The following is a 25,599-nucleotide window of genomic DNA, read 5'->3' as shown; positions in this document are numbered from 1 at the left end:
CGCAGTGAACTGCTACGCGGCTGCCGTCGACAATTCCGGCGTGGCCTTCGGTGCCCGGGTCAGCCCGAGGCGCGGCAGGCGCATCGTCGCGAATCGGTTGGGCAGGGAGAGCCGGAACACCTTTTTCCACGCTGACCCAACCTGTTTCGGCAGCGAGCCACTGACATAAGTCAGGTCGTAGCGCTCGAACAGTGCCTCGACCTGCGGTGCGATTTCCTGATAGCGATTGCTGGGCAGATCGGGAAACAGATGATGCTCGATCTGGAAGGACAGGTTGCCGGTCATGAAATGCATCCAGCGTCCACCGGAGATGTTGGCCGAGCCGAGCATCTGCCGCAGGTACCACTGACCGCGGGTCTCGCCGTCGATCGACGTCTTCTCGTACGTCTGGACCCCTTCGGGGAAGTGCCCGCACATGATGACCGAGTGGGTCCACAAATTGCGGATGAGGTTGGCGGTCAGATTCGCGGTGAGGGTGGTGAGTGCCGACGGACCGGACAGAAGTGGGTGCAGGACATAGTCTTTCAGTGCCTGTCGGCCGGTCTTGGCAAGCACTTCCTTGCCCTGACGGCGGAACACTTCCTTGTCGGTCTTGCCTTTCAGATAGCGGCCGATCTGCAGGTCGTAGGCAGCGATGCCGTATTGGAAGAAGCAGGCATTGACGAAGTTGGTGAGCGGTTGCATCAGGTAGAAGGGGGTCCACCGCTGGTCTTCGTCGACGCGCATGATGCCGTAGCCGAGGTCCTGGTCCTTGCCGAGCACGTTGGTGTACGTGTGGTGCAGCTCGTTGTGGGAGTGCTTCCACATCTCGGCGGGCGAGGCGCTGTCCCATTCCCAGGTCGTCGAGTGGATCTTCGGGTCGCGCATCCAGTCCCACTGGCCGTGCATCACGTTGTGGCCGATCTCCATGTTGTCGATGATTTTCGACACGGCGAGTCCGGCGGTGCCGGCGATCCATGCCGGTGGGAACAGCGAGAACAGCAGTACGGCGCGGCTGGTCAATTCGAGCTTGCGCTGGCCGGCGATGACTTTGCGGATGTAGGCGGCGTCTTGTTCGCCGCGGCTGGCGATGACGTCGGCGCGGATCGCGTCGAGTTCGATGCCGATGTTCTCGATGTCGGCCTCGGTGAGGTGCGCGACGGGGTTGTTGAGTTTGCGTTGCAGGGCAGTCATGGCGTAACTCCTTGTGCGAAGAGCGGATTGGTCAGATGACTCATATGTCTAGGGCACAGGCGCCCGCGGCTGCGCTGATGCAGGTTTGGATCACGACGCCGTCTCCTTCGACGGCGGTGGTGACGTCGCCCGTGCGCACGTCGCGCACGGTCCCTCGGCGGAGGGGGACGACGCAGCCGAAGCACACGCCCATCCGGCAGCCCGAGGGCATCAGGACGCCGGCGGCTTCTCCGGTGTCGAGCAGCGTCTGATCGCCGGCAGCCTCGGTGGTCGTGCCGCTCTTGGTGAATGTCACGGTGCCGCCGTCGCCGGTGGTGAGAACTTCGGCGCGGAAGCGCTCGGTGTGCAACCGGTCGGCCACGCCGTGCTCGGTCCAATGTTGTTGCAGCGCATCGAGTAGTCCGGCAGGTCCGCACGCCCAGGTGTGGCGGCCGGCGAGGTCGCCGACCAGTTCCTGCAGGCGCGTCATGTCGAGCCGTCCGTCGGTGGCGGTGTGGATCTCGATGAGCCGGATCCGGCCGTGCGCGGCCAGTTGGCGCAGCTCACCGGCGAAGATCATGTCGTCGGCAGTGGGCGCGCTGTGCACGACCACGGCATCGGTGTCCGCGTCGTCGGCGAGGTTGCGCAGGATGCCCATGATCGGCGTGATGCCGCTGCCGGCGGAGACGAACAGCAGCCTGTCGGGTACCGAGGCCGGAAGGACGAAGTCGCCGGCGGCCTGGTCGAGGTGCACCAGCGTGCCGACGGTTGCACGATGCACCAGATAGTTGCTGACCGTCCCGTCTGCGATGGCTTTCACGGTGATCGCGATGTGCCCGTCCGGGCGATCGGTATGTGAGGTCAGCGAGTAGGTGCGCCATTGGCGTACCCCGTCGACGTCGATGCCGATGCGGACGTACTGGCCGGGGATGTGTGACTGCCAGCCGTTGCCGGGCTTGATCGTCACGGTGACGCAGTCGCGTGTCTCGGGAAGTACCGCGATGATGCGTCCACGCAGGGGGGCTCCGGAACGCAGTGGTGCGACGAGGTCGAGGTAGTCGCCGGGCAGCAGTGGGGTGGTGATCCGCTCGGCCAGCTCGAGCACACGCCGGCGCAACCCCGCAGCGGTCGGGCGAACTGATGTCGTGGTCATGCTCTTAGCCTCCCTGAATGAGGGAAACAAAGTCCTATGCTGTGGGGGTGAGATATCCGCAGTGTTTTGTTCGTAAAGAACAGTTGTGACGGATCCCGCTGCCCGGTTCAGTGGTCTGGACCTCGACGAGGAGATAGTCGGGGCCCTGGAACGGGTGTTGCCACACATGGCTGAGCGGACCGTCGCGGCAGTCACGGCCGAGGTGCCGAGCTACACCGACGCGTTCAGTGGTCCGATGGGGCAGACCATCGAGAACGCGGTGCAGCTGGCGCTGGGTGCCTTCTTGCGCCTGACCACCCGGTCCCACGGCACCGACGCGGGACCCAGACTGTCTCCGGCGCTCGACGGTGCCTACGACCTGGGTCGGGGAGAGGCCCGCACCGGCCGTTCGATCGATGCACTGCTCTCGGCCTACCGGGTCGGCGCTCGAGTGGCATGGCGAGAGCTGTCGGCCACCGCGGTCGCAGCAGGACTGTCGGCGGCGACCACTGCGCGGTTCGCCGAAATGGTGTTCGCGTTCATCGATGAACTGTCGGCGGCCAGCGTGTCGGGCCACGCCGATGAGCTCGCCGCCGCCGGCCGGGTCCGACAACGCCACCTCGACCGGCTCGCCGCGGAATTGTTGGCGGGCGCGCCATTGAACCAGTTGCTCGCCAGTGCCGAGCAGGCCGACTGGAAGCCGCCGAAGACTCTGAGCGCCGTGCTGCTGCCCGAGGTTGAAACCCGGAAGCTGTCAGTCCTTTTCGCCCAGGAAACCCTCCACACGAGTGTTGACGTGTCGGAGGTGGATGCCGGTGAATCGCTGGCCGTGGTGCTCGTACCCGACGCCGACGGTCAGCAGCGTCAGCGGGTCCTCGACGCCATGACCGGCAGCCGCGTGATTGTCGGACCCTCGCGTCAATGGTGGCAGGTGAAATCCTCCTACCTGCGCGCGATGCGCACCCGTGCCCTGGCAGCAGGTGGCTCCGGTGTCGTCGACACCGAAGAGCACCTCGTCGACCTGGTGCTCAGTGCCGACCACGACGCCGTCGGCGATCTGCGACGGCGCGTGCTGGCGCCGCTCGCCGGGTTGCGTCCCAGTACGGCCGAACGGCTCGAGGAAACGCTGCGGGCTTGGGTCTTGCACCTCGGCCGCCGGGACGCCGTCGCCGAGTCGCTGTTCGTGCACCCGCAGACAGTGCGTTACCGGATGACCCAGTTGCGCGACTTCTACGGCGACCGCCTGGACGATCCCGAGGCGGTATTGGAAATCACTGTCGCACTTGGCCTTACCCGCTCGTCGGCGCCAGTCGCCACCACGGCGCCGGCACCTGCCGGCTGATCAGCTGGCAGCGTTGGGAAGCAACGGAGGGCAGTCCCCATGGGCGTCGGTGGCCAACTCGAAGTGCCAGAGTTCGTTGGCGTAGATCTGACACAGACCGAACCGTGCACCGTTGGCGATCAGCCACGTGTCGGCGCTCTTGCCGCCGATATCGACGGCCTGGCCGCTGACGTGCTTGGACTGCTGTGGCGTCTGAACGTATTGCCGCGCAGCGCTGTAACTGCCGTAGGTCTGGATCGCGTCATCGAGTAGTTGCTGCTGGAACTCGGGAGTGCGCCAGCCCGAGGTGATCGTCATGGGGATCCCCTCGGCGGCTGCCGCGGTGGCCGCGTGCTGGATGGCTGCCAATAAGGCCGGGTCAAGCCGGCCGACGGTGGGGTCAGATACGTCGAAAGGGCTCGCCGCGTCGGCGGACGCGGTTGATATCGGTCCGAGTAACGTGAGCGCACCTGCCATGGCGATGGCTGTACCGACGAGTCGCATGGCGCCGACTCTAGTCGGCGTACTCCGGTGCGCCGGCTCCCAGGCCGATCCGATTCGGCCGCAATGACATCGGCGGAGTCGTCGCCGCTGCGAGCGCTGCCGCATCGATCGTCTGACACCGGTACGGCAGCGTCTCCAGCCGCGCCGTCATCGTGGTCAGCGGGTCCTCGAGCGCCTCGGCGGTACCTGACAGGAACGCCCACTCGTGCTCATCGCTGCCGAAATAGACCACGGTGCTGAAGGTTTCGCCGAAGCGCTCCCACGACCGGATCAGCGTCTCGTTGCGCCAGAGCGTGGGGCAGCCCGCCTGGCCGACGACGATGACGCCGATGTCGCCGCATAGCTTCATGAAGTCCGCGCCGTAGAGGCGGTTGTGCTGGGCGGGCTCGGTGCGCTCATCCGGTAGATCGATGACGACGACGTCGTACCTCGGGCCGGTGTGGTTGGCGACGAACTCGTATCCGTCGGTGTAGTGCACCCTGACGGGGCCGAGTCCGGCTTCGGCCTTTGCCAATTCATGGGGCGTGTAGCCGTAGGGCAGATGTTCGGCGCAGAGCCGGACGGCCCCTCGGTCGATGTCGACGTGGTCGACGTGGGTGGCCCCGGCGGCTACGGCCAGCTGGCTGGCCACGCCCTCGCCGGAGCCGATGATCAGCACCCGATCGATCGTCTCGGTCAGCAGCATCGCGGGCACCATCAGCGCCTCGTGATAGACGAGCTGACTGAATTCGGTGCTCTGGCGGTCCGAGTCGCTGAACAGCGAGATGCCCTGCTCTGTGCGGCCGATCACCAGATGCTGAAACTCGGTATGGACGTCGCACAGCACGTCGGTCAGCTGCCAGGTGCGCGTGATGCCCGGTGCCATCGGCTCGACGATCTGTTTGCCTGCTCCGCGAAACACGGTGTGGACGTGGGCATCTGCCGCGCCCACGGCCTGCCGCAGTAGCCGGACGGCCTCCTCGGCATCGGCAGACTCACCGCAGGTGAAGACGTCGACGAACATCGCGCCGCGCTCGGGGTAGCTGTGAATCGACGCGTGCGACTCGGCCAGCAACGCCAGCACCGTCACGCCGTACGGCTCGAAGCGCTTGTCCACCATGTCGCACACGGTGGCTCCGGCGCGCTCGACGGCGTTACGCAACAGGTGGCGCAACCGCACGCGGTCGTTGGCCAGCTCGGGATCGACACCCGTGAACTCGGCCAGTACGTGACAGCCCGCGAAGCTGCTACCCGGTTGTGACTGCATCAGTGACCTCCACGAACTCCGTTGTCAAGCATGCAAATCCATTGAACGACGATGAGTAGCTCGTCGTATAGGCACCGGCCGAATCGATCTCGACCAGATCGCCCGCGCGCAGCGTCACCGGCAGCGGATACCGCCGATACAGCACGTCGTCACCATCGCACGTGGGGCCGGCGACGACTGCGTCGTCGACGGGATCGCCATCGCGCTTGGTGCGCAGCCGGTACCGGATGTATTCGTTCTCGGTTTCGGCCAGCCCGCCGTAGCGGCCGATGTCCAGGTACACCCAGCGGCTGCCGTCGGTGCCGGTCCGCACCGACACGACTTCGCAGGAGAGCGTCCCGGCCGAGCCGACGACCGCGCGTCCCGGTTCGATGACGATGTGGGGGAGCGCCGGGAAGTGCTGCCCGAGTGCGTCGGCGATGGCGTCGCCGACGACCCCGACGCCGGGTACGCGCGCATCGTACGAGACCGGGATGCCGCCGCCCAGGTTGAGTGTCGTCAGGCCGGGCACGGCCTCGAAAATGTCACGTGCGCAACGGATACCGATCTCCCATGCCTTCGGGTCGAGCTGCTGCGAGCCGACGTGGAACGCCACGCCGTCCGCGTGCAACTCGAGCCGTGGGGCCTGCGTCAACAATTCGATCGCATCCTCGGGCGCGCACCCGAACTTGTGCCCGAACGGTGTCACCGACGATGGGAACGCCGGTGCGATGCGGCACTCGACGCCCGACCCAGGCGCATTCTCGGCGATGGCCTGCAGCCCGGCCGCGGTGTCGAAGGTGAACCGCCGGACACCCCGCGCAAACGCGTACGCGGTCTCGGCGGGCTTCCTGAGCGGGTTCCCGAACGTCATGAGGGCGCCGTCGATGCCTGCCGCGGCGCACAGGTCGACTTCACCGACCGACGCGACATCGAAGGTGCAGCCGAGGTTCACGAGCAGTCGCAGAATCGGCTCAGCGGGGTTGGCCTTCACCGCGTACCGAATCTCGGCCGTGGGCAGCGCGGCTCGGAGGCCGAGCACGTTCTTGCGTACTGTCTCGAGATCGATGGTCAGATACGGCCGACTGGGCACAGGCGGCAGACTACTCAACTGATTCGGCCGCCGCTGGCCAAAGCAGCAGCATGACAATCACCCGACCAGGTTGATGACGAGATTGATCGTGCACGCGATGATGACGGTGCCGTAGATGTAACTGAACAGGCAATGCCGGAGTACTTCTGCCCGGATCTGCGAGGTCGTCACGTTGGTATCGGACACCTGGTAGGTCATCCCGAGGTTGAACGAGAAGTAGTAGAAGTCGCTGTACTGCGGATCGACCCCGGGGTTGTTGAAGTCGATCCCACCGGGGTCGCCGTCGTAGTACAGCCGGGCGTAGCGCGCCGTGTACATGGTGTGGAGCGAGGCCCAGGCAGCGAGTATCGCCGCCAGCGACAGACCCGCGTACGAGGCCTTGTCGGCATCGTTGGCGGACCACAGGAGTATTCCGATGGCGGTCAGGCTCGCGGTCAGGATGAGGAGCAGCACGATGTCGCCGACCTCATCGTCGACATCGGCCTCGCCTGCGTGTGCCCTCGTTCGTTCGGGATTCATGCGCCACAACACGGCGAGCGCCCAGATCACGTAGCCGGCCGCGGTGGTGATCACGACCGCGAGGAGTCCCACCGGCCAGCGATCTGTCAGTACGCCGATCGCGGCGCCGACAATGAGCCCGGCGGTCAAGCTGATCCAGAATCTGTTGGCGCCGGAGAGAGTCGTCACCCGGTGCATTCTCCTTCCGTGACGGCAGTTCCGGTTCCGAGTTGTCACAAAAAGGGACATTGTCAACAAGAGCGGACAACGTCAGCTGATGCTGACAGCTTCAGATCGCAAGTGCCGCACAGGGAGCCGACACGCCGACGTGCGCGCAGAACTCCGTCAGTTCCCATACAGCCGCAGCGCCCGCGCCGCTTCGGTGGCAATATCGCCGCTCAGCTTCGCGATGGGCGGACCGCCGCGCTGATGGATCACGTTGGCCAACACCGCCACGTAGGTGTCGGAGGCGGGGTCTATCCACAGCGAGACTCCCGTGAACCCGGTATGGCCGAAGCTGCCGACGGGGAAGACCATGCCGCGGGGTCGCGAATGCTCGGTGTCGATGTCCCAGCCAAAACTCCGCAGCGACTGTCCCGCGATGGCGGGATAGTTCGGGGCCAGCAGCGGATCTACGGTGTTGGGGTGCGTGTGGATGGCCGCGCGGCTCGCCGCATTCGCCGCGTCAACTTGCGAAGCCGTATGCCCCGGCTGCTGCGGAGTCGCCATCAGTTCTGCGGTGGCCTGCGCAAGCGGGAACGGGCTCGGTCGGCCGGCGAGCCGGTCGAGCAGGGCCTGCGCGTAGCGGCCGATGTCCTCGACCGTCGAGAACACCCCGGCGCTTCCGCCGGTCCCGCCCATGCGTCGCGCCGTGGGGTCGTGGACCGTCCCGCGGATCAGGTGGTCGAAGTCGGGATTGATGCCCGGGGTGTCGTCGTCGTGCGCGGTCGGTGCCACCCGCGTCAGCAGCCCGGTGCTCCAGGTTCCTGGAGGGCACGGTCCGGACGGTACGCCCTCGAAAACGATTGCCGTGCCCCGAATCTGGTGCGGACCGCAGGCTTTGGTGGCGGGGAGATACCGGGTGTCGGCAAGCCCCAATGGCCCAAAGACGTTGTCCTGCACGTAGTTGTCCAACTCTTGGCCCGTGATCTTCTCGATCAGTGCGCCGAGAATGATGAAGTTGAGGTCGGAGTAGTGGAACCCGTCGCCGGGGTTGAATTCCAGCGGCGCGGTGAGGGCTCGGTGAATGCCTTCTGCCTTGTCGGCCGCGGTCAGTCCCCACGGACCCTGGTGACTGAGGTCGCCGCCGGTACCGGATGTGTGCGTCAGCATCATCCGCACGGTGACCTCGGCGCGCCGGGGGTCATTGGTGGGATTGAATTCCGGAAAGTAGGTCTGGATCGGCTCGTCGACCCGCACCAGTCCTTTTTCGTACAACTGTAGGAAAGCCACCGTCGTCGCGACGCTCTTCGACAACGACGCGAGATCGAAGATGGTGTCGTCGGTCATCGGCTCGGCCGGCGACGACGAACCGTCGAGCCCGGGTTCATCCCCGAGTCGGCGAACACCGTAGGCCTGCCGGAAGACCACCTCGCCGCCATGGCCGATCTGAATTACCGCGCCGGGCAGGCGATGTGCCGCGATTGCGTCGTTGACCAGTTGTGAGACGGCTGCGAACGGACCGCTCGGTACGACGCGTGGCACCGGATTGGCGGGCGGGGTCGTGGCCGGGATCGCGGCCCGCGGTGGTGTCACGGCCGGCGATGGAGCACTGATGGGTGGGGGCGTACGGCCACACGACGTCACCGCGAGCGTGAGCAGAACGACGGATAGCCGTGCGACCCGTGACCCTGACACCTCCACGGTCTCGACGTTAGCGGGTGACCCTGTTGAGCAGGAACCCGACGGCGAGGAGCCCGCAGAACCACACGGGCAGCGCAATGGCCCCCGAGTGCGAAGACGGGTCTTGTGTCATCAACAGGTAGATCAAGGCGAAGTACGCCAGGCACAGGTAGTTCGTGATCGGAGACAGCGGTGTCTTGAAGACACCGGCTCCCTCGCGGGCACGGAAGCGCAGGTGGCTCAGCGCGATGATGCTCCAGGTGATGAGCTCGGCACCCACCACGACGGGAATGAGGATCGCGAGCGCCTTGCCGGGCAGCGCGACATTCAGGATCACCGCAACGGCAACGAATCCGGAATTGATGAGGAGGGCACGCACCGGTACGCCGCGCTCGTTGGTGTGGGCGAGAAACCGTGGTGCCTGACCGCTGGCGGCGAGGTCGGACAGGACACGCGCGTTGCTGTAGGTCATGACGTTTGCCACGGACAGTGCCGCGGTCAGCACGACGATATTGAGCAGTGTTGCGGCGCCACCGATTCCGAGGCCGACGAGCATCAGCACGAAGGGACTGCCGTCCGTGCCCACTTTGTCCCAGGGCCAGATGATCAGCATGACGCCGATGGCGCCCACGTAGAAGACCAGGATGCGCAGCAGGACCTGATTGATGGCGCGGGGGATGTTGCGGGCGGGTTCTTCGACCTCGCCGGCGGCGGTGCCCAGTGATTCGATGCCGCCGAACGAGAAGGTGATCGCGACCAGCGAGATCATGAACGCGCCGAGCCCCTTCGGCGCGAAACCGCCATGCGCCCAGAGGTTCTCCATGCCGTGCACGTTGTAGTCACCGGCGCCGAAGATGATGGCGATACCGAGCCCGATCATGGCGAGGACGGCCGTCACCTTGATCAGCGTGAAGTAGAATTCGAATTCGCCAAAGGCCTTGACGTTGATCATGTTTGCCGCGGTGATCAGCGCCAGGCAGCCCGCGGTGGTGATCCAGTGCGGCAGCTGCGGGAACCAGAAGGCCATGAACTCCGAGGCGGCCGTCAGCTCCACCATGCACACGACGATGCACACGTACCACCAGTTCCAGCCGGCGATGAATCCCGCTGGCTTGCCGAGGTATTCGCGCGCGTACGCCGACCACGACCCAGGGACCGGATGAGCCACGGCCATCTCACCGAGCATCCGCATCACCCCATACAGCACGATGCCGGCGATCGCGTATCCGACGAGAACGATCGGCCCGGCGGTTTGGACCGAGGTACCGGAGACCAGGAACAGGCCGGTACCGATTGCAGATCCCAGCGAGATCATCTGCAGGTGCCGGTTCTTCAGCTTGCGGTGCATCCCCGAATCGAGTGTGCCGTCCGCGGTCTGGGCCGGGGGTCCTTCCGCGCGACGGGTGCTCGGAGTCATCGGGTCGCCTTCCGTCTGTTGGTGATCGCGTGGTGTGTGGAGCTCGGCCGCGGTCACGTTGGTGCGTCGAGGCTATCCCGTGCTGCTCGGGGGACCGATCCGAATCACCTCACTCGGACCACGTGCCACACTGGTCCCGTGACGACTCCTGACCCGATCGAGCCCGACACCAAGGACTGGACGTGGGTACTGTCCCGCGCGTGCCCGGCATGCGGCTTTGATGCGTCGTCTGTCCAGCCCACCGACGTCGCGGACCGGATTCGTGACGATGCCGCTGATTGGGTGCACCGGTTGGCGGGGTCCGGTGTCCGTGCCCGGCCCGAGCCCGGTGTGTGGTCGACCCTCGAATACGGGTGCCATATCCGTGACGTGCACCGGATCTTCGATCACCGCGTCCGATTGATGCTGACCGAGGACGATCCGCAGTTCCCGAACTGGGACCAGGACGAAACCGCGATCGCCGACGACTACGCGTCGCAAGACCCCGCCGTGGTCGCCACCGAGCTCTTCGACGCCGCGAACGCTGTTGCCGCCACGTATGCCACTGTGCCGGCGGACGCGTGGAGTCGACGCGGATTACGCAGTAATGGAAGCGAATTCACCATCGCGACCATCTCTGTCTACCACTTGCACGACATCGTCCACCACGCGTACGACGTCACACCGCGAGGGTAATGACGACGGTTGATCGCCGTTATGCGATTGCTGTCCAAGGGGATTGGTGCGGATGTCAACGTAGGCCAGGCGACGCCGCCCCGGTTGCAGCCGACTGCTGTTCCGCAGCTGCCTTGATCGCCTGCAGGGTATGACGCATCCCGTCGCGCATGGATTCGGTGAAGACAGCCTGCCCGCCCAGGTAGGCGTCGATGACCTTGACTGTCCCGTCAGGGCTGCCGTCGGGGCTCTCGCGCCGCTGGGTGAGCTTGGTTCCGCCCGGCGTGGGCTCTAGGCGCAGGGACCAGATGGCCCAGTTCTCCGTGATCCGGAACGCGATCTCGCGGTCACTGTCCAACCGCACCACCGTTCCGTGCGTCTTCCACTGGAATGTGCCGTTGCTGTTCAGGTTGGTGAATTCCACACCCTGGACCACCTCATCCGCGCCATGTCGAAGTCGCGTCGATTCGACCTGTGGGCTCCACTCGGCCATGCGGCGGACGTCGCTGACCAACGACCAAACCGTGGTCGGCGTCGCGGCGATGTCGATGCTGTCCTCGAGCACCGGTTGTGGATTCGCAGTCATGTGGCACCCCAATCCCAGAGATAAACGTTCGAACGGTCGTGTATCTGGACCATAGCGATCATGCTCCTATGCGTCCAGTCGGACGTATAAAGTATCGAGATGGCAACCGACGATCAGACGGATGGACGCCGCGTCCGTGGGGACGCGACGCGTCGCAAGGTCGCTCACGAGGCGGCCATGATCGCGACAACGCACGGCCTCGACTCGATCACGGTGGGTACGTTGGCAACGGCCACCGGGGTGAGCAAGAGCGGCATCCTCACGGTGTTCGGAAATCGTGAGGCGATACAGGTCGCGGCGGTGGCCGAGGCGCGGAACATCTACCGCGACACGCTGCTCGCGAACGTGTACGACGCAGCTGCGGGTGCACCGCGACTACGCGTGCTCATCGATTCGTGGGTCGACAATCTGCGGGCCGGCGTATTTCGCGGCGGTTGCTTCATGGCCGCGACGACGGCCGAATACGGCCGGCGAGACGGTCCGGTCGCCGACGAGGTTCGCAAGCTCAAGCGTGGCTGGTTGGTGCTGCTGGAAACCGAGCTGAGCGCCGCGGGCTCGCCGAACCCGGCGGCGGACGCCTTCGCAATCGACGCATTTCTCACCGCGGGCAACACCCGTCGGGAACTGTTCGCTGACGACGGCGAGCTGGAGTGCGCCAGGGAGCTCGCCCTGGGCGTCATCGATCGATTGCCCGTGGACCAGCGCAGAGAGGTCCCGCCTAGGGGTTCTCACGTGCAGCCATGACGTCACCTCGTCGCACAGCCCGCCGGCCACGCGCACAATCAGGCGCACGTGGACCCAGATATTTGACCTATTCGTCAGTTCCTGGCTCTGACGTGCTCTGGGCGGCGTAATTTCAGCGGTACCCGGATGTGGGCAGTTGCGACGCCGAACGAAGGGGTGACTCATGGCCGCCGATGTCGACTTTTGTGTTGTGGGGGCAGGTTTTGCGGGGCTGACCGCAGCGTTGCGACTCAAGCAGGCGGGCCACACGGTGGCCTTGCTGGAGGCGCGGGACCGGGTGGGCGGGCGCACCTTCACCGAGATGCTGCCCGACGGAACGTGGATCGACCGGGGCGGGGCATGGGTGGGTCCGGGGCAGGACCGGATCAAGGCGCTGATGGCCGAATACGGCGTGGCCGAATACAAGGAGTACGTCGACGGCGATGCCCTGATGATCGTCGATGGCAAGAAGCATCGGTACTCCGGGACCATTCCCTGGGCGATGAGCCCCTGGGCCATCGCCAACCTCGGCGCCGGTCTCCTCGAGGTCGGGCAGATGTGCACATCGATCCCGTTCGACGCGCCGTGGGAAGCGAAGAAGGCCGCCGAATGGGATCGAATCACGCTGGGGGAGTGGCTGAATCGAAATATCCACTCGCAGCAGGCGCGAGAGATGCTCGACATGGCACTCGCCGGCATCTACACATCGGCCGCCTCCGAGGTGTCACTGCTGTGGGCGCTGCACCAGATGGGGTCTGGCGGCGGACCGGTCTTCGTCATCTCCAACTCCGGCGGTGCTCAGGACGCCCGGGTGCATGGTGGGATGGGCGCCATCTACGGACCTATGGCGGCCGAAGTCGGTGACGCACTGCACCTTTCGCGGCCGGTTGACCGCATCGCGCAGGACGACGACGGCGTCACCGTGCGTTCCGAGCGGCTGACCGTCCGCGCACGGCACGCCATCGTCGCCGTCCCACTGGCCGTCGCCGCGCAAATCGATTACGAGCCAATGCTTCCCGTCGACCGGATGTTCTTGCACCGCCGCATGCCCAGCGGGGCCGTCTACAAGATCTCGGTCGTCTACGACACCGCGTTCTGGCGGGCCGACGGCCTATGCGGGCAGTCGGCCGCACCCGGCAGCCCGGCCACCCTGACCATCGACGCGTGCACGGATACGGGCACGCCCGGGATCATGTGCGTCATCACCGAGGGGCCGGCCGCGCGGAAGCTCGGACTGCTCGATCCGGATGCCCGCAAAGCTGTGGTCATCGACGAGCTGGTCGACCGGTTCGGTGCGAAGGCGGCGTCCCCGATCAGCTATCACGAGCAGGACTGGACGGTCGAGCGCTACTCCGGCGGCGGCATGATCAGCCATGCGCCGCCCGGTGTGTTGACCGAGTTCGGCCACGCGCTACGGACCCCTTGCGGACGGATCCACTGGGCCGGCACGGAGAGTTCGGCCATCATGTGCGGCTGGATCGACGGCGCGGTGCGCTCGGGCGAACGCGCCGCGGCCGAAGTCATTGCCGCGGAAAGCGTTGTCGCAGTCTGAGTTTCAGCGTGCGGCTCGCCAGCGTGCTATCTCGCGGCCGACCTCGGTGGCAGCGGGGCGGCCGAAGAACCACTCCTGGCCGATCCGGTACCAGTTGTTGGTGCTCTGCAGATGCCCCAGGGTGCCGAAAGTAAGGAAGTCGGCACGCCGGGAGAAGACGTGTTCGGGCGGCAGCATCTGCTGTTTCATGCCCGCGAATTCTGTCTGGCGCGGGTCGATGGCCGAGACGACGGCGCCCGTGGCCAGCTCGGGGGTGATGGTGATGTCCTCATCGACCATGTGCCACTCGCTGGCAGCCCAGGTGTATTCGAGACAATCCTGGGCTGTCACATCGGATTCCGCGTCGATGATTCCGCGGCCGAGCATCAGCCGGTAGAGGTCGTCGGCGCGGTCTTCGACGGCTGCGTGAAAGCAGTCCAGCTCGAACGCCACGTTGGCCGGATCCATGTGGTTGTACAGCCCGAAGTCGACGAATCCGACCCGGCCATCGGGTGCCAGCATGATATTGCCGGGGTGCGGATCGCCGCAGAACTCGTGGTTGATGAACAGTGACCCGATGTAGAACCGGTAGATCAGTTCACCGATGTGATTACGGTCGGCGGCCGGCAGCGTCCGCATGTGGTCGAATCCGGTGGCGTCAAGGTATTCGGTGATCAGCACCCGCGGCGTACAGAACTGGGTGACGCTGTCGGGGACGACGATGAACGGGTGTCCCCGGTACTGCTCGGCCACGAGGTGTTGAGTCGTTGCCTCCCGCAGGTAATCCAGTTCGCTTTCGAAATTCCTGGTTATCTCGTCGAGCATCGCGGTATTCGCCGCCGACCATACCCGCCAGAGCTTCATCAGCAGCGCCAGATTGCGCATGTCGGCCTGGATCGCGCGGTCCACGCCGGGGTACTGGACCTTGACCGCAACATCCCGGCCGTCACGCAGCTGGGCCCGGTACACCTGGCCGATTGACGCTGCCGCCGTGGGGCTTTCGTCAAAATCGGAGAAGACGGCAGACATCGGCCCGAGGTCGGCTTCCATTACTTCGCGCATGGCGCTGAACGGCGCCTGGGGTGCCTGGTCGCGTAGCGTGGCAAGCTTCTGCCGGAACTGCTCGCGATGTGACTCGGGCACCAGGTCGAGTTCGATCACCGACAGCATCTGACCGAGCTTCATCGCTGCGCCCTTCATGGCACCCAGCACCGTCACAAGATTCTCGGCCATCTCGATGGTGGCGCGCTCGGCGAGCAGTTCTTTGGCGCGTTCCGACCGGCCGACCATCGACAGTCGGGTGCGGCCGCCGCGCACAGCCTGTTTGGCGGCCAGGGCACCCAGCTTTCCGCCCCGGGCCAGCCGCCCTTCAGGCAGTCGGCGTGCCACGCTGCCCGCCCCTGAGTTGGTGCAACCGCTCGTTCACCATGTCGTCGATGCTGTCACGCAGGAGTCTCGTTTGCCCAGGATTCAGCGGCGCCGGCCAGCCGGTGCCAGGCCTCCAAGCTCGTCAGGCGGGCAAGGGCGTCGTCGTCCAGCGCCGCTGAAACCGCAAGTGTCTCAACAACAACGCCTTCCGCCGCGGCGACATCGAGGACGTAGGTGACCCTCTCGGCGTCGGGATGGCCGAGTAACTCGGTAACGGCGGGCCTCGCGAGTGCAGGGTCGATCCGGTTCAGCAGAGACAGCAGCGCGGCCAGCACCTCGGGCTTGGCGCGGGCGGTGGCCGTCCTCGCCATGCGCAGCGAGCGATCCGGTCCGGCTGCCCGCATGATGTCGTTCATGACCTTGGTGTCGGACACCAGGACGCCGGTCAGGATGATGCCTTCGTCGTCATCGATGGCCTTCTCGAATGCCACGATGTGCTCGTCGGTGGCGAATTCGACGAAACGTGATGCGGTCAGATAGTCGCGGCGCCGCAGCAGTTCCTTCGCGGCCGGGATCAGCAGCTTGGCCGGCAGTCGCGGGGCGAAGTGCGGGATCACCCGCGGATCGACGTACGGTGCCGCGTCGGCGAGGTAGGCGGGCTTCAGGCCCGACAACACGCCGATGGCGCGATCGGTGTGGGCCAGGCCGACCGCGCCACCGACGCGTCCCGCGACTTCGGGAGGTACCGCCCGCTGCGCGACAGTGACCACCAAGGCGTTGGGAACCAGCGGCGCCAGCTTGCTCACCCGCGCGAACGCTTCGGCCTGTTCATCGAACAGCGCGTCGGAGAGGGCGCCGCGGAGCGCTTTCAGATCGTCGGCGCCGAGGTGTGCCAGGCTGGACAGGCGCGCGGTGTCGGTCTGCAACAGATCGGCGAGGAGCGACAGTTGTGCGCGGGTCAGGATATCGGACATCAGCGCATCACTTCCCGAACAGGATCTTGCGGGCCGCCGGCCGGATCAGCCGGGGCAAGACCTTCAGGCCATCGTCAAGCGAGCGGTCCAGGCTGTGCTGATGGGCCACCCGAGCTTTCCGGAGTAGGCCGAGCAGCAGGGCCGACTCCTCGGGCGTCAGCTTGTCCAGCACATCCCGCGGTTCCTTCAGTTCGACGAGCAGCGGATTGTCGGCACCTGCAGTGGCCATGTCCATCCTAAATAACTAGCACATTGGGATTGTAATGCTATCTGAAGACCTGCTTCGAGCTGAAAAAGTGCCCCTCAGCTGGCTCGTTATCTGGATAGCGATAGTATCGAGACCCGTTGCATGGACGATGCGGAGGACGCGGTGGCTGCTCGGAAGGTGCTGACTCGCGCGGAGAGCCAGGCGCAGACGCGGCAGGAATTGCTGGACGCCGCGGAGACGCTGTTCTATGCCAACGGGTACCACGCCACGTCCCTGGCGGCCATCGCGGCAGAGGCGGGCCGCACCATCGGTGCGGTGTACAGCAACTTCGACGGCAAAGAAGCGCTGTGCCTCGAGGTCATCCGCAATCGCTCCATGGCCGAACTCAATCAACTGCTCGGGCCGCTCGTGGCTGCCGGTGTTTCCGCCGAAGACCGCCTCGCGGCCCTCGCGAGTTGGTGGGCACGCATCGGCGCCGAACCCAACCTGGTCGTGCTCACTGCGGAGTATGTGACCAGTACCTTCCATGACCCCGCGCAGCTCGCCAAGGCCCGAGAGGCGCTGGAGCGATTCAAGGAATCGACGCGCGTCTTGCTGGAAGATGCAGTGCCGGAAGGGGTTCCCGCGGATCACCCGCTGATGGACGATGCCATCGAGATCGCCGTGGCGACCGGTGCCGGCATCGCCATGGCGCAGGCGCTGGGGACCATCGACGCTGAGCGCGGCGCCGCCCTGATGGTGGCCAACTTGCGGTTGTGGTTCGACGCGTTGGCCGACGGCAAGCCGGCCTAGCGGAAGCGGACGTCCATGGTCGCGAGGCCGAAGATCTTCTTGCCCTCCGACTTGGCGCCGACGATGACCACACCGGTCCGGGTTTCCGGGTTCAGTGATTTGACCTTGCCGCTGAACTCGATGGCGCAGCCCTCGGCCGCCGGGACGACGGCGGGCGCGGACAGTCGCACCGTGTAGCGGCTGACGGCACCGGGATCGCCGGACCACGTGGAGGCGTATCCGGCGCCGAGGCCCATGGTGAGCATGCCGTGAGCGATGACATCGGGCAGGCCTGCCAGCTGTGCGAGACGCTTGTCCCAGTGAATTGGGTTCGCGTCGCCCGCGACGCCGGCGTAGTTCACCAGGTCGCCGATGGACAGGTGCATGGGACGCACCGGCAGCTCGTCACCGACCGCCACGTCGTCGAACGACGGCGTTCCGGGTGTGCGGGCTGTATCGGTGGCGATCCGGATCGCACCGTCGGGGCGCACCGTCTTGTGGTACTCCTCTTCCCCAATGTCGAGGATGTTCATATCGTGCATCATGGCCTTCTGCACTTCCTCCTTGACGTCGCCGTCGATGTCTTCGGCGGTCACGCCGACGACGGTGGTGTGCAGGGTGTGGACCCGCTCGCCCTTGGTGTCGGTGAAGGTGTTGGTCACGGTGATGAAGTCGCGGCCGGCGGTCCGGCGCACCGATGTCAGCTCGACGTCGATCACGAGCTCGTCGCCCGCGACGATCGGCCGGTGCTGCTCGAAGACCTCTTCGGTCTGCAGGTAGGTGTCATAACCGACGACGATCGACTCGAACATCCGGCGGTTGCACTTCATGCCGGGGGTCGAGGTGAAGGTGATCGGCGCGATGACATCCGCGTAGCCGAGCGCGTTGGCGGCAGCGACGTCCCAGTGCGCAGGGTGGTAGTCCTGCACGGCGCGCGCGTACTCGCGCAGCTTCTCGCGGCCGACCAGATAGGTGCCCTCCATCTGGTAGTGGTGGCCGATCCGTGCTTCGAGCGGCGACGCTTCTGCTGCTGTCGTCATTACTGTGCCCAACTTTTCTATCGGCATGTTCGCTGAGGCCGACCAAAGCACCCTACGCGGAGAGGCGGTGGCAACACACGTCGATCCGCGTTCTACCTGCGCCGAGCGCGCAGAAATGTGCCCAAAACCACCCGATTCCGCGAACGCCTGTGGCCGTTCGCGGGCGGAAACCGGACCGTGCTTGACTGGCAGCATGGCCCGCACACCTACCTTGGCCCGCCGGTTTTTCGAGCGATTCGAACCCGTGCACGCGATCACCTACTTCTCGCCCGAATCACGCGCCGCCGCGCAGGAGCTGGGTTACCGCAGCTTCTGGAACGGCTACTTCGTCACCCGGTCAGCGCCCCTGGGACCGGTATCTCCACGAGTCGTCGAGGCGATCTTCTACAACTTCGCCTCACACCGGGTGGCCAAGTCACTGGCCGGCGTATGGGACATCGCCACCCCGGAACAGGCGCTCGCGGCCCGGCAAGCCGGCGCTGTCGCCGCCTTGAACCGGTACGGCCTCACCGCCGATGAAAACCTGCGCTCCGCCGCTGACTTGCTGGGACGGGTCGCACGCTGCGCGGCCGTCGACGGCCGGCCGCTATTCGCCGCCCTGTCGGCGGTGCCCTGGCCCGACGAGCCGGTGGCTGCGCTGTGGCACGCGGCAACCCTGCTGCGGGAACAACGCGGCGACGCCCATGTTGCCGCTCTCGTGGCGGCCGGCATCACCGGTCGCGAATCGAATGTGCTGCATGTTGCGGCGGGCCGGACCACCAAGGAGAAGGTCGTCGCCACCCGCGATTACGACGAGGGCGAGTGGGCGGCGGTCACCGCGCAGTTGGCTGATCGCGGGTTGCTGACCGCGGATGGCTCGCTCAGCGCGGAAGGCCGCGCCCTCAAGGACGACATCGAGTTCCGCACCGATGCCGCCGCCCTCCCCACGCTCGATGTGCTCAGCGACGCCGAGGTCGAGACCCTGTTCCAGGCGCTCACGCCGCTCGCCCGGATGGTGGTCGCCGGTGGCGACCTACCGGCGATCACCCCGATGGCGCTGCAGCACAGCGATCTCGACACTGCCGGCGCGAACCTCGGCTAAGCAGCCAGGGCGCCGCGCTTGCGCAGCAGCGGCAGCACCCCTTCGGCGAACCAGTAGGCCTCCTCGAGGTGCGGGTAGCCCGAGAGGATGAACTCGTCGAATCCGAGATCGTGGTACTCGGAGATCAAGGCGGCCACCTCTTCATGGCTACCGACCAGCGCGGTGCCGGCGCCGCCGCGTACCAGACCGACGCCCGCCCAGAGGTTCGGGTAGACCTCGAGGTGGTCGAGCCGTCCGCCGTGCAGCGCCGTCATGCGTCGCTGTCCTTCTGACTCCGAGTTGGCGTGCAGGGCAGTGGCTTTCGCGATCTGTTCCGGCGTCAACTCCGCGAGGAGGGAATTGGCCACCGCCCAGGCGGCTGCCGAGGTGTCGCGGGTGATGGTGTGCAGCCGGATGCCGAATCGCAGGGTGCGACCGCGGGCTTTGGCGAGTTCGCGCACCTGCGCGATCTTGGCCGCTGCCGCAGCCGGTGGCTCGCCCCACGTCAAATAGACGTCGACGTGCTCGGCGGCGATGGGCAGCGCGGCGGGCGACGAGCCGCCGAAATACAGCTGCGGCAACGGATTCGGCGGCTCGGACACGCGGGCGTCGGTGACGGAGTAGTGCCTGCCCCGGTAGTCCACGGGCTCGCCGCGCCAGACCTCGCGCACGATCTCGAGGAACTCACCGGTGCGTTCGTAGCGCTGGTCGTGGCTGAGCCAGTCGCCGAACCGGCGCTGCTCGGCGTCGTCGCCGCCGCTGACGATGTTGAGCAGCAGGCGTCCCTCCGAGAATCGCTGGAACGTCGCCGCCTGCTGCGCGGCCAGCGTGGGCGGGACCAAGCCGGGCCGGAACGCGACCAAGAACTTGAGGCGTTCGGTCTGTTCGAGCAGCGCTGCTGACGTCAGCCAGGCGTCCTCACACCACGTCCCGGTCGGCGTCAGTACTCCCTCGAAGCCGAGACGGTCAGCCGCTCGGGCGATTTCCGCCAGATAGCGGAGGCTGGGCTTGCGGTATCCCGCCGGAACCGTGTGGTGCGACGATGCGTGCGACGCGCCGACGATCGAGCGACTGTCGCCATTGGTGGGCAGGAACCAGAAGAACTTGGCGGACAAGGGGATGGCCTCCTATTTGGCGGTGTTCCAGAACGGCGACAACACGTCGTTGAACCGGTTGTCTACTAATTGCGAGAAGCTGGGTTTGTGCCCGAGCTGTCCGGATTGTGCGAACGCATCGGCGAGTTGCTGCTCGGAGGCGACCACCTCGTCGGTGATGGGAATGGCCAATCGCAGGCTTCGTGACTGGGCCACCCGGGCAACCTGCGGATCGATTCCGATTGCGGCAGCGTACTTCTGGTACCACTCGTCAGGATGGTCCTTGGCCCAGCGGGAAGCACGGGCAATGCGCTGAACGAGGTCGGCCAGCGCGGTGTTGCGCTTGGCGTCCTGGAGGGCGGTGACCGAGGCGATGCCGAATCCGTAGCCGTTGGTGACGCCTTGGGCGGTGACCAGCGTGCGCACCTTGAGCTGGTTCTGCGCGAGGGCCGTGTACGGATCCCAGATAGCCCACGCATCGGCCTGCCCCTGACTCAGCGCGGTGAAGGCGTCGGCCGGCTGGAGGAACACCAGCTGAACGTCCTTGATCGTCAGCCCGGCCTTCTGTAGCTGGAGCAGCAGATGGCCGTGCGCCGAGCTGCCCTTACCGACGACGACCTTCTTGCCGCGGAGGTCGGCCACCGAATGGGCGGGCGAATCGGCGGGGATGAGGATCTGGTCGCCGCCCGCCTCGTTCGAATATGCGGATACGACACGGATTTTCGCACCGGCCGCGGCTCCAAAGACCGGCGGCGTGTTGCCAGTGACGGCGAAGTCGATCTTGCCTGCGGTGGCCGCTTCGACCTGCGGCGGTCCGGAGGTGAAGGTCGAGAACTGCACCTTGTAGGGCACGTTGTCGAGTTCCCCGGCCGCCCGGAGCAAGGACTCGGTGCCGCCCTTCTGGTCGCCGACCTGGAGCGTCAGGCCGGTCAGATCCGATGCCGGAACCGTTTGGGGCACAGCCACTTCGTTCTTGGCGTCTCGGTTGGATACACAGGCGGTGAGCAGTGCGCCGGCGGCGAGAATGGATAGCAGCCGGGCTACCCGTGAGTGCGTCACAGTGTTCTCCTGTCAGACCCCGAGTCGCGTCAGCAGCTCGGTGCGGTAGTCGTCGGTGTGTCGGTCGCGCAGACCATGCGGTTGGCGGGGGTTTTCGATCGACAGGGTGTGCGCCACCCGCCCGTGCTCGAGTACGACGATGGTGTCGGCCAGCGCGATGGCCTCGTCGACGTCGTGCGTTACCAGCAGTACGCCGAAACTGTGCTGGCGCCAGAGGTTCAGCAGGAGGCGGTGCATGGAGAGCCGGGTCAGCGCGTCGAGCGCCCCGAACGGCTCGTCGAGCAGCAGCAGTTGCGGCTCCGCCACCAGCGCGCGGGCCAGTGAGACCCGTTGCGCCTGACCGCCTGACAGGGTCAGCGGCCAGGACTGCGCCTTGTCGGCCAGGCCTACCTCAGCCAAGGCCTGATCCGCGCGGGAAAGCGATTCGGCGCGGGACAATTTGGCGCGAGTCAGGCCGTAGCGGACGTTGTCGCGAACGGATCGCCACGGGAACAGCCGGGGCTCCTGGAAGGCGACGGCCGGCGCGCCCTGTACCTCGCGCTCACCCTGGAAATCACCGGCCAAGCCCGAAAGCACGCGCAGTATCGTCGATTTGCCCGAACCGCTGCGCCCGACGAGCGCGACGATCTCGCCACGCTTCACCCGAAGGGTGACGTCATCGAGCACCCGATTGGCGCCGTACCACTTGGATACCGAACGCAACTCCGCTGTGGGCGGTCCTGATGTCGCGTGCCTTTCCACGGGTACTTCGTAAAGTGCTGTCATGGAGTGCCTTTCAGACTCGGTAGCGCAAGGCACGGCGCTCCAGGATCCGCACCAGCGCGTCGGTGATGATGCCGAGCAGCGCATAGACGACGAGCCCGAAGATGATCACGTCGATACGCAAGAAGTCGCGCGCGTTGTTGATGAGGTAACCGATACCGGAGTCGGCGTTGATCTGCTCGGCCACGATCAGCGTGAGCCACGAGATGGCCAAGGATTGCCGCAGCCCGACGAGAATCTGCGGAGCCGCGCTCGGGATGACGACGGTGCGCAGCCGCTGCAATGGCGAGAACCCGAGTACCGCAGCTGTTTCGAACAACTTCGGATCGACCTGGCGGATCGCCGACGAGGTATTGAGGTAGAGCGGGAATGCCGCCCCCAATGCCACCATGAGCACCTTGGGTAATTCACCGATACCGAACCAGACGATGAAGAGCGGAATCAGCCCGAGGTGGGGTAGGGCGCGGATCATCTGCATCGTCGGATCCACGGCAGCGTCCGCCCATTTCGAGAAGCCCACGAGGGCGCCCAGCGCGGCGCCGATGATTCCGCCGAGGAGCAGGCCCTCGGCCGCACGGATTCCGGAAATGCGCAGTGCTTCGGCGAGCTGACCGTTCCCGATCAGTTCGATCCCGGCCTCCGCGATGGTCTGCGGTGCCGGCAGGATCTCGGGATCGATGAGGCCCCAGGCGCTGCCGGCCTGCCAGACCAGCAGGACCACCAGCGGGGACAGCCAACGGACCATTTCCCAGCGCCGCGCGTGAACCCTGCTGCGCCAGTGCGGCACAGCAGGTTCGGTGTCGGGGGCCACCGGCGTTACCGCGGCCACCGGGGCCTCGCGGGTGGTCATCACGCTCCTTACGTCGACGGCAATCGGTCTGGCGCGTACGCCGTGACACCGAAGGTAGGAGGCCGTCCGGGGGGCGTGAAGACTTACCGTCGCCCTGATTCCACGGGAACGGGGCGGGGAAGATGGCACCATCGATAAGTGTGACGTCGATGGACCGGCCAGTGCCGCCGATGAATGCAGACGAACGAACGACCCTGGAGAGTTGGCTCGACTTCTATCGCGCCACGCTGGCCGCCAAATGCGACCGGCTCAGTGATGAGCAGTTGCGCACCGCGTCGGTGCCACCATCCGAGCTGACCTTGCTCGGCTTGCTCCAGCACGTGGCAGAGGTGGAACGGAGTTGGTTTCGGCGAGTGATGGCCGGCGAACAGGCGTTGCCGATCTACGGGCCGCGAGACCATCCCGAGGGCCACGACGGGGGATTCGAATTATCTCCGCTGTCGTCGCACCGAGCCGCAATGGACGTCTGGCAGAACGAGATCGACCAGGCACGCGCCAACTGCGCCAGTCGTGCGCTCGATGACACGAGCCCGTTCATGGGCAGTGAAGTCAGCCTGCGGTGGATCTACACCCACATGATTGCGGAATATGCCCGGCATTGCGGACACGCGGACCTGATCCGTGAACGCATCGACGGGTCTGTCGGCGTCTGAAATCGAGCAGGGCTCCCCGCCAACGGCCCGTTGATCCGAGGCGGCCGTGAAAGCGCCTCAGAGTCGGTACATTTCGCGTGCCATGGCTGCTTCTTCGAAGGACTCTTCGCGTCGCGGTGGGTAGTAGTCGGCCGGATGCTGAGCCCAATGCGTCCGCTTCTGAATCCGGGCGCCGGCCGCGACCATCGCTTCGGCGATCTGCTGTGCGCTGTGGCGCAGCCAACCCCGCATCATCTCCGCGGGGGTCGGAACGTGTGCGTGTGTCATAGGACCGACGCTACGAATCAGCCAGCCGGCCGGCATCGCGCCAGGGGCTGATCTTGATGTCCGACCATGGTAGGGGGTCACGAGCGACTGCGGGTGGATCGCGGGGCTTCCCCGGTTGACCCTGTATCCACGGTGTACTTGTTCGAGTGAGGTGCGCCGCCACGTCAGGATCAATGGTTCTGGATGCTGAAGTCGAGTTGACGCTGGATCCTGGGCGTAGTTGTGCGAGTGGACCTCAGCGAGGACGCACGCTCAGCCGCAATCGGACCGCGACGCGCCGGCCATCCTGCTGCTAGGAGGTCAGCCCGACGAAATCGTCCAGCGCCGAATCGATTTCGCGCGCCAGCCGCTCCGGTGCCTCAGTGTCGCCGGTGATCAGGTCGCGTAGCGCGCGGTGGAACAGGCCGTCGGCCGTCGCATAGACGATGGCGGGCGCCACGATGACGGACTTGCCTGTCAGCCGCGCATAGGCGGTGACGGCCTTCCAGGTGAGCGCCGCAAGGCTGTCGTCGATTTCGTCGATGCTCAAGGCGAAACGATCGTCGAAGAGCGCTTGAGTGCGCAGGTCGTACCAGAGTCGGTGCATCACAGCCGACTCGCGCAGCGAGTTGCTCAGCGCACCACTGATGCGGGTCTTGAGTTCCGGTCCGGAACCACCCTCGATGACGATCGAGTTGTAGCGGTCGATGAACTGGTCCTTGTACTGCCGCACGCAGCACACGACGAGGTCGTCTTTGTCGTCGAAGTAGTAGTGCAGAATGCCGAGTGATATCTCGCAATGTTGGGCAAGCTCGCGCATGCTGGCTCGGGCGAAGCCCAATTCAGCAAGCCCCCCGGTGGCTTGGACGGCCAACGCCTGACGACGCGCAGCGAACTTTTGCGCGCGCGCACCCGTCAGTCGGCCTGCAACGCGGCTCGAAGCGGTATCCACAGGGCTCCAGTGGCGGATGAGGTGTCAGTGAACTGGCGGGAAAGTCAGAATATATTCCTCTGATCAGGCACTTCTGCCTTCGGTGGCAAAGTTTGGACGATCGTCTTGAATTGCCCACAAAGAGTGGCGCAGATCACTATCATGCTCCGCGGGTGCTCGAAATTCAACGGGGATGGTGCCGATGAGCGAACAGGGAACCACCGCGGATTCTGCCGCGGGCGACAGGTTGGAGTGGTTGCGAAAATCGGTATCGGAGGGGCAATCAGGGGCGGCCCGCTCGGCGTGGAGCTGGATCGTCGAGCTGTCCACGCTCGCCGACAACGACGCCGATTCGGCCGAGGCGCAGCTCAACGAACTGTTTCGGCTGGGTACCCCACCGGTCGACCTCGACGGCCCGACTGAGGGCATCTTGGTCATGACGACGACCAATCCCGCCCTCGACACGGTGACCCGAGCGGTCACGGCGTTGTGGATGCCGTGGCAGGGCAAACGTTTCGACGCCGACACTGGCACTGGCGACAACCGGCTGACCCGGAGCACCGGCCTCGTCGGCAAATTGTTGTGGCCGCTGTACTCCATGCGTGACGCTGAATCCGGCAAACTCGCCTTCGATTTCGCCACGTACGTCGAAGCCGGCAAGGACGATGCCGACCGCCAGGTGATGGTCATCGATTACGCCAACGTGGAATCCAATCCGCGGCTGGTGATCCGCAGCATCCGCGACGAGTTGGTGGAGCTGGTACCCGGTGTCTACCTCGGCAAGATTCTGTTCAACACCGGCTCTGACCGGTACAGCAAGATTGGATATTTCGCGCTGCGCACGCCTCGCTGACGGACCTCAGATCACTCGATGACCACCTGACAACCTCGAAAAAGAAACGGCG

At 65.7% G+C, this 25,599-nt stretch carries 27 protein-coding genes; 8 read left to right on the top strand and 19 right to left on the bottom strand.

The features are described from left to right. Positions 1-12 precede the first annotated feature (12 nt). Together G6N59_RS16225 and G6N59_RS16220 are read right to left on the bottom strand one after the other, a co-directional pair. On the bottom strand, positions 13-1,173 hold the full coding sequence (locus G6N59_RS16225) for a fatty acid desaturase family protein (RefSeq protein WP_138233249.1): 1,161 nt from the start codon (positions 1,171-1,173) through the stop codon (positions 13-15). Between the two features lie 40 nt (positions 1,174-1,213). Next, on the bottom strand, positions 1,214-2,305 hold the full coding sequence (locus G6N59_RS16220; RefSeq protein ID WP_138233248.1) for a ferredoxin reductase: 1,092 nt from the start codon (positions 2,303-2,305) through the stop codon (positions 1,214-1,216). 85 nt (positions 2,306-2,390) lie between these two features. On the opposite strand from G6N59_RS16220, the gene G6N59_RS16215 reads away from it, so the two are divergent. After that, entirely contained in the window at positions 2,391-3,626 is a 1,236-nt protein-coding gene (locus tag G6N59_RS16215) for a PucR family transcriptional regulator (RefSeq protein ID WP_138233247.1), read from the top strand. On the opposite strand, the gene G6N59_RS16210 is transcribed toward G6N59_RS16215, so the two are convergent. The 6 genes from G6N59_RS16210 to G6N59_RS16185 form a co-directional block, all read right to left on the bottom strand. Then, positions 3,627-4,109, bottom strand: coding sequence for a M15 family metallopeptidase (locus G6N59_RS16210; RefSeq protein ID WP_138233246.1), 483 nt, complete (start codon positions 4,107-4,109; stop codon positions 3,627-3,629). Positions 4,110-4,119: 10 nt separating this feature from the next. Continuing rightward, positions 4,120-5,355 carry an adenosylmethionine decarboxylase gene (gene speD / locus G6N59_RS16205; protein WP_138233245.1) on the bottom strand — a complete coding sequence of 412 codons (1,236 nt, stop codon included), beginning with the start codon at positions 5,353-5,355 and terminating at the stop codon, positions 4,120-4,122. Then, a complete protein-coding gene (locus G6N59_RS16200) occupies positions 5,336-6,427 on the bottom strand; it encodes a type III PLP-dependent enzyme (protein WP_138233244.1) in 1,092 nt (363 codons plus the stop codon). Before G6N59_RS16200 ends, speD begins: the two co-directional genes overlap by 20 nt. 57 nt (positions 6,428-6,484) lie before the next feature. Beyond that, on the bottom strand, positions 6,485-7,123 hold the full coding sequence (locus tag G6N59_RS16195; RefSeq protein ID WP_138233243.1) for a DUF1345 domain-containing protein: 639 nt from the start codon (positions 7,121-7,123) through the stop codon (positions 6,485-6,487). Between the two features lie 147 nt (positions 7,124-7,270). Next, entirely contained in the window at positions 7,271-8,788 is a 1,518-nt protein-coding gene (locus tag G6N59_RS16190) for a serine hydrolase domain-containing protein (RefSeq protein WP_138233242.1), read from the bottom strand. A gap of 10 nt (positions 8,789-8,798) precedes the next feature. Further along, positions 8,799-10,184, bottom strand: coding sequence for an amino acid permease (locus tag G6N59_RS16185; RefSeq protein WP_234884447.1), 1,386 nt, complete (start codon positions 10,182-10,184; stop codon positions 8,799-8,801). A 138-nt stretch (positions 10,185-10,322) separates the two neighbouring features. On the opposite strand from G6N59_RS16185, the gene G6N59_RS16180 reads away from it, so the two are divergent. Then, entirely contained in the window at positions 10,323-10,859 is a 537-nt protein-coding gene (locus tag G6N59_RS16180; protein WP_138233241.1) for a DinB family protein, read from the top strand. 55 nt (positions 10,860-10,914) lie between these two features. Here the strand turns inward: G6N59_RS16180 and G6N59_RS16175 are convergent, their stop codons facing one another. Then, the gene (locus G6N59_RS16175) at positions 10,915-11,424 is read right to left on the bottom strand and encodes an SRPBCC family protein (RefSeq protein WP_138233240.1); all 510 of its coding nucleotides are present in this window, start codon (positions 11,422-11,424) and stop codon (positions 10,915-10,917) included. A 99-nt stretch (positions 11,425-11,523) separates the two neighbouring features. Between G6N59_RS16175 and G6N59_RS16170 the strand changes: the two genes are divergently transcribed. Further along, positions 11,524-12,168 (top strand): TetR/AcrR family transcriptional regulator, encoded by a 645-nt coding sequence (locus G6N59_RS16170; RefSeq protein ID WP_138233239.1) that lies wholly within the window; start codon positions 11,524-11,526, stop codon positions 12,166-12,168. Between the two features lie 163 nt (positions 12,169-12,331). Then, complete coding sequence (locus G6N59_RS16165; RefSeq protein WP_138233238.1) at positions 12,332-13,699, top strand: flavin monoamine oxidase family protein; 1,368 nt, start codon at positions 12,332-12,334, stop codon at positions 13,697-13,699. 3 nt (positions 13,700-13,702) lie between these two features. Here G6N59_RS16165 and G6N59_RS16160 read toward each other — a convergent pair whose 3' ends face one another. The 3 genes from G6N59_RS16160 to G6N59_RS16150 are packed head-to-tail and all read right to left on the bottom strand — an operon-like array spanning position 13,703 to position 16,249. Continuing rightward, complete coding sequence (locus tag G6N59_RS16160; RefSeq protein ID WP_138233237.1) at positions 13,703-15,067, bottom strand: ABC1 kinase family protein; 1,365 nt, start codon at positions 15,065-15,067, stop codon at positions 13,703-13,705. Positions 15,068-15,120: 53 nt separating this feature from the next. After that, on the bottom strand, positions 15,121-16,020 hold the full coding sequence (locus tag G6N59_RS16155) for a hypothetical protein (RefSeq protein WP_138233236.1): 900 nt from the start codon (positions 16,018-16,020) through the stop codon (positions 15,121-15,123). Positions 16,021-16,027: 7 nt separating this feature from the next. Further along, the gene (locus G6N59_RS16150; RefSeq protein ID WP_138233235.1) at positions 16,028-16,249 is read right to left on the bottom strand and encodes a hypothetical protein; all 222 of its coding nucleotides are present in this window, start codon (positions 16,247-16,249) and stop codon (positions 16,028-16,030) included. A gap of 120 nt (positions 16,250-16,369) precedes the next feature. On the opposite strand from G6N59_RS16150, the gene G6N59_RS16145 reads away from it, so the two are divergent. Next, positions 16,370-17,020 carry a TetR/AcrR family transcriptional regulator gene (locus G6N59_RS16145; RefSeq protein ID WP_138233234.1) on the top strand — a complete coding sequence of 217 codons (651 nt, stop codon included), beginning with the start codon at positions 16,370-16,372 and terminating at the stop codon, positions 17,018-17,020. On the opposite strand, the gene G6N59_RS16140 is transcribed toward G6N59_RS16145, so the two are convergent. Further along, a complete protein-coding gene (locus G6N59_RS16140; RefSeq protein ID WP_138233233.1) occupies positions 17,017-18,039 on the bottom strand; it encodes a fused (3R)-hydroxyacyl-ACP dehydratase subunits HadA/HadB in 1,023 nt (340 codons plus the stop codon). The two genes, G6N59_RS16145 and G6N59_RS16140, sit on opposite strands and share 4 nt — an antisense overlap. A 193-nt stretch (positions 18,040-18,232) precedes the next feature. Between G6N59_RS16140 and G6N59_RS16135 the strand changes: the two genes are divergently transcribed. Continuing rightward, entirely contained in the window at positions 18,233-19,120 is an 888-nt protein-coding gene (locus tag G6N59_RS16135; RefSeq protein WP_138233232.1) for an SCO6745 family protein, read from the top strand. On the opposite strand, the gene G6N59_RS16130 is transcribed toward G6N59_RS16135, so the two are convergent. From G6N59_RS16130 to G6N59_RS16115, 4 genes are read right to left on the bottom strand one after another with little or no spacing between them, the layout of a single operon-like run. Further along, a complete protein-coding gene (locus tag G6N59_RS16130; RefSeq protein ID WP_138233231.1) occupies positions 19,117-20,214 on the bottom strand; it encodes an LLM class flavin-dependent oxidoreductase in 1,098 nt (365 codons plus the stop codon). The two genes, G6N59_RS16135 and G6N59_RS16130, sit on opposite strands and share 4 nt — an antisense overlap. Positions 20,215-20,226: 12 nt before the next feature. Continuing rightward, on the bottom strand, positions 20,227-21,252 hold the full coding sequence (locus G6N59_RS16125; protein ID WP_138233230.1) for an ABC transporter substrate-binding protein: 1,026 nt from the start codon (positions 21,250-21,252) through the stop codon (positions 20,227-20,229). A gap of 12 nt (positions 21,253-21,264) precedes the next feature. Beyond that, positions 21,265-22,017 carry an ABC transporter ATP-binding protein gene (locus G6N59_RS16120; RefSeq protein WP_138233229.1) on the bottom strand — a complete coding sequence of 251 codons (753 nt, stop codon included), beginning with the start codon at positions 22,015-22,017 and terminating at the stop codon, positions 21,265-21,267. A gap of 10 nt (positions 22,018-22,027) precedes the next feature. After that, positions 22,028-22,864: an ABC transporter permease gene (locus G6N59_RS16115; protein WP_138233228.1), complete on the bottom strand. Its 837-nt coding sequence runs from the start codon at positions 22,862-22,864 to the stop codon at positions 22,028-22,030. Between the two features lie 149 nt (positions 22,865-23,013). On the opposite strand from G6N59_RS16115, the gene G6N59_RS16110 reads away from it, so the two are divergent. Further along, positions 23,014-23,517 carry a DinB family protein gene (locus G6N59_RS16110; RefSeq protein ID WP_138233227.1) on the top strand — a complete coding sequence of 168 codons (504 nt, stop codon included), beginning with the start codon at positions 23,014-23,016 and terminating at the stop codon, positions 23,515-23,517. A gap of 57 nt (positions 23,518-23,574) precedes the next feature. On the opposite strand, the gene G6N59_RS16105 is transcribed toward G6N59_RS16110, so the two are convergent. Both G6N59_RS16105 and G6N59_RS16100 read right to left on the bottom strand, forming a co-directional pair. Further along, the gene (locus G6N59_RS16105; protein WP_138233226.1) at positions 23,575-23,784 is read right to left on the bottom strand and encodes a hypothetical protein; all 210 of its coding nucleotides are present in this window, start codon (positions 23,782-23,784) and stop codon (positions 23,575-23,577) included. Positions 23,785-24,076: 292 nt separating this feature from the next. Beyond that, positions 24,077-24,715 (bottom strand): TetR/AcrR family transcriptional regulator, encoded by a 639-nt coding sequence (locus tag G6N59_RS16100; protein ID WP_268815835.1) that lies wholly within the window; start codon positions 24,713-24,715, stop codon positions 24,077-24,079. Between the two features lie 181 nt (positions 24,716-24,896). Between G6N59_RS16100 and G6N59_RS16095 the strand changes: the two genes are divergently transcribed. Then, positions 24,897-25,547 carry a hypothetical protein gene (locus G6N59_RS16095; RefSeq protein ID WP_234884446.1) on the top strand — a complete coding sequence of 217 codons (651 nt, stop codon included), beginning with the start codon at positions 24,897-24,899 and terminating at the stop codon, positions 25,545-25,547. Positions 25,548-25,599 lie beyond the last annotated feature (52 nt).

It is taken from the genome of Mycolicibacterium aubagnense (assembly GCF_010730955.1).
GTDB classification, from domain to species: domain Bacteria; phylum Actinomycetota; class Actinomycetes; order Mycobacteriales; family Mycobacteriaceae; genus Mycobacterium; species Mycobacterium aubagnense.
The sequence above is the reverse complement of the archived record's forward strand: the minus strand, read 5'-3'. Positions and strand labels throughout refer to the sequence as shown.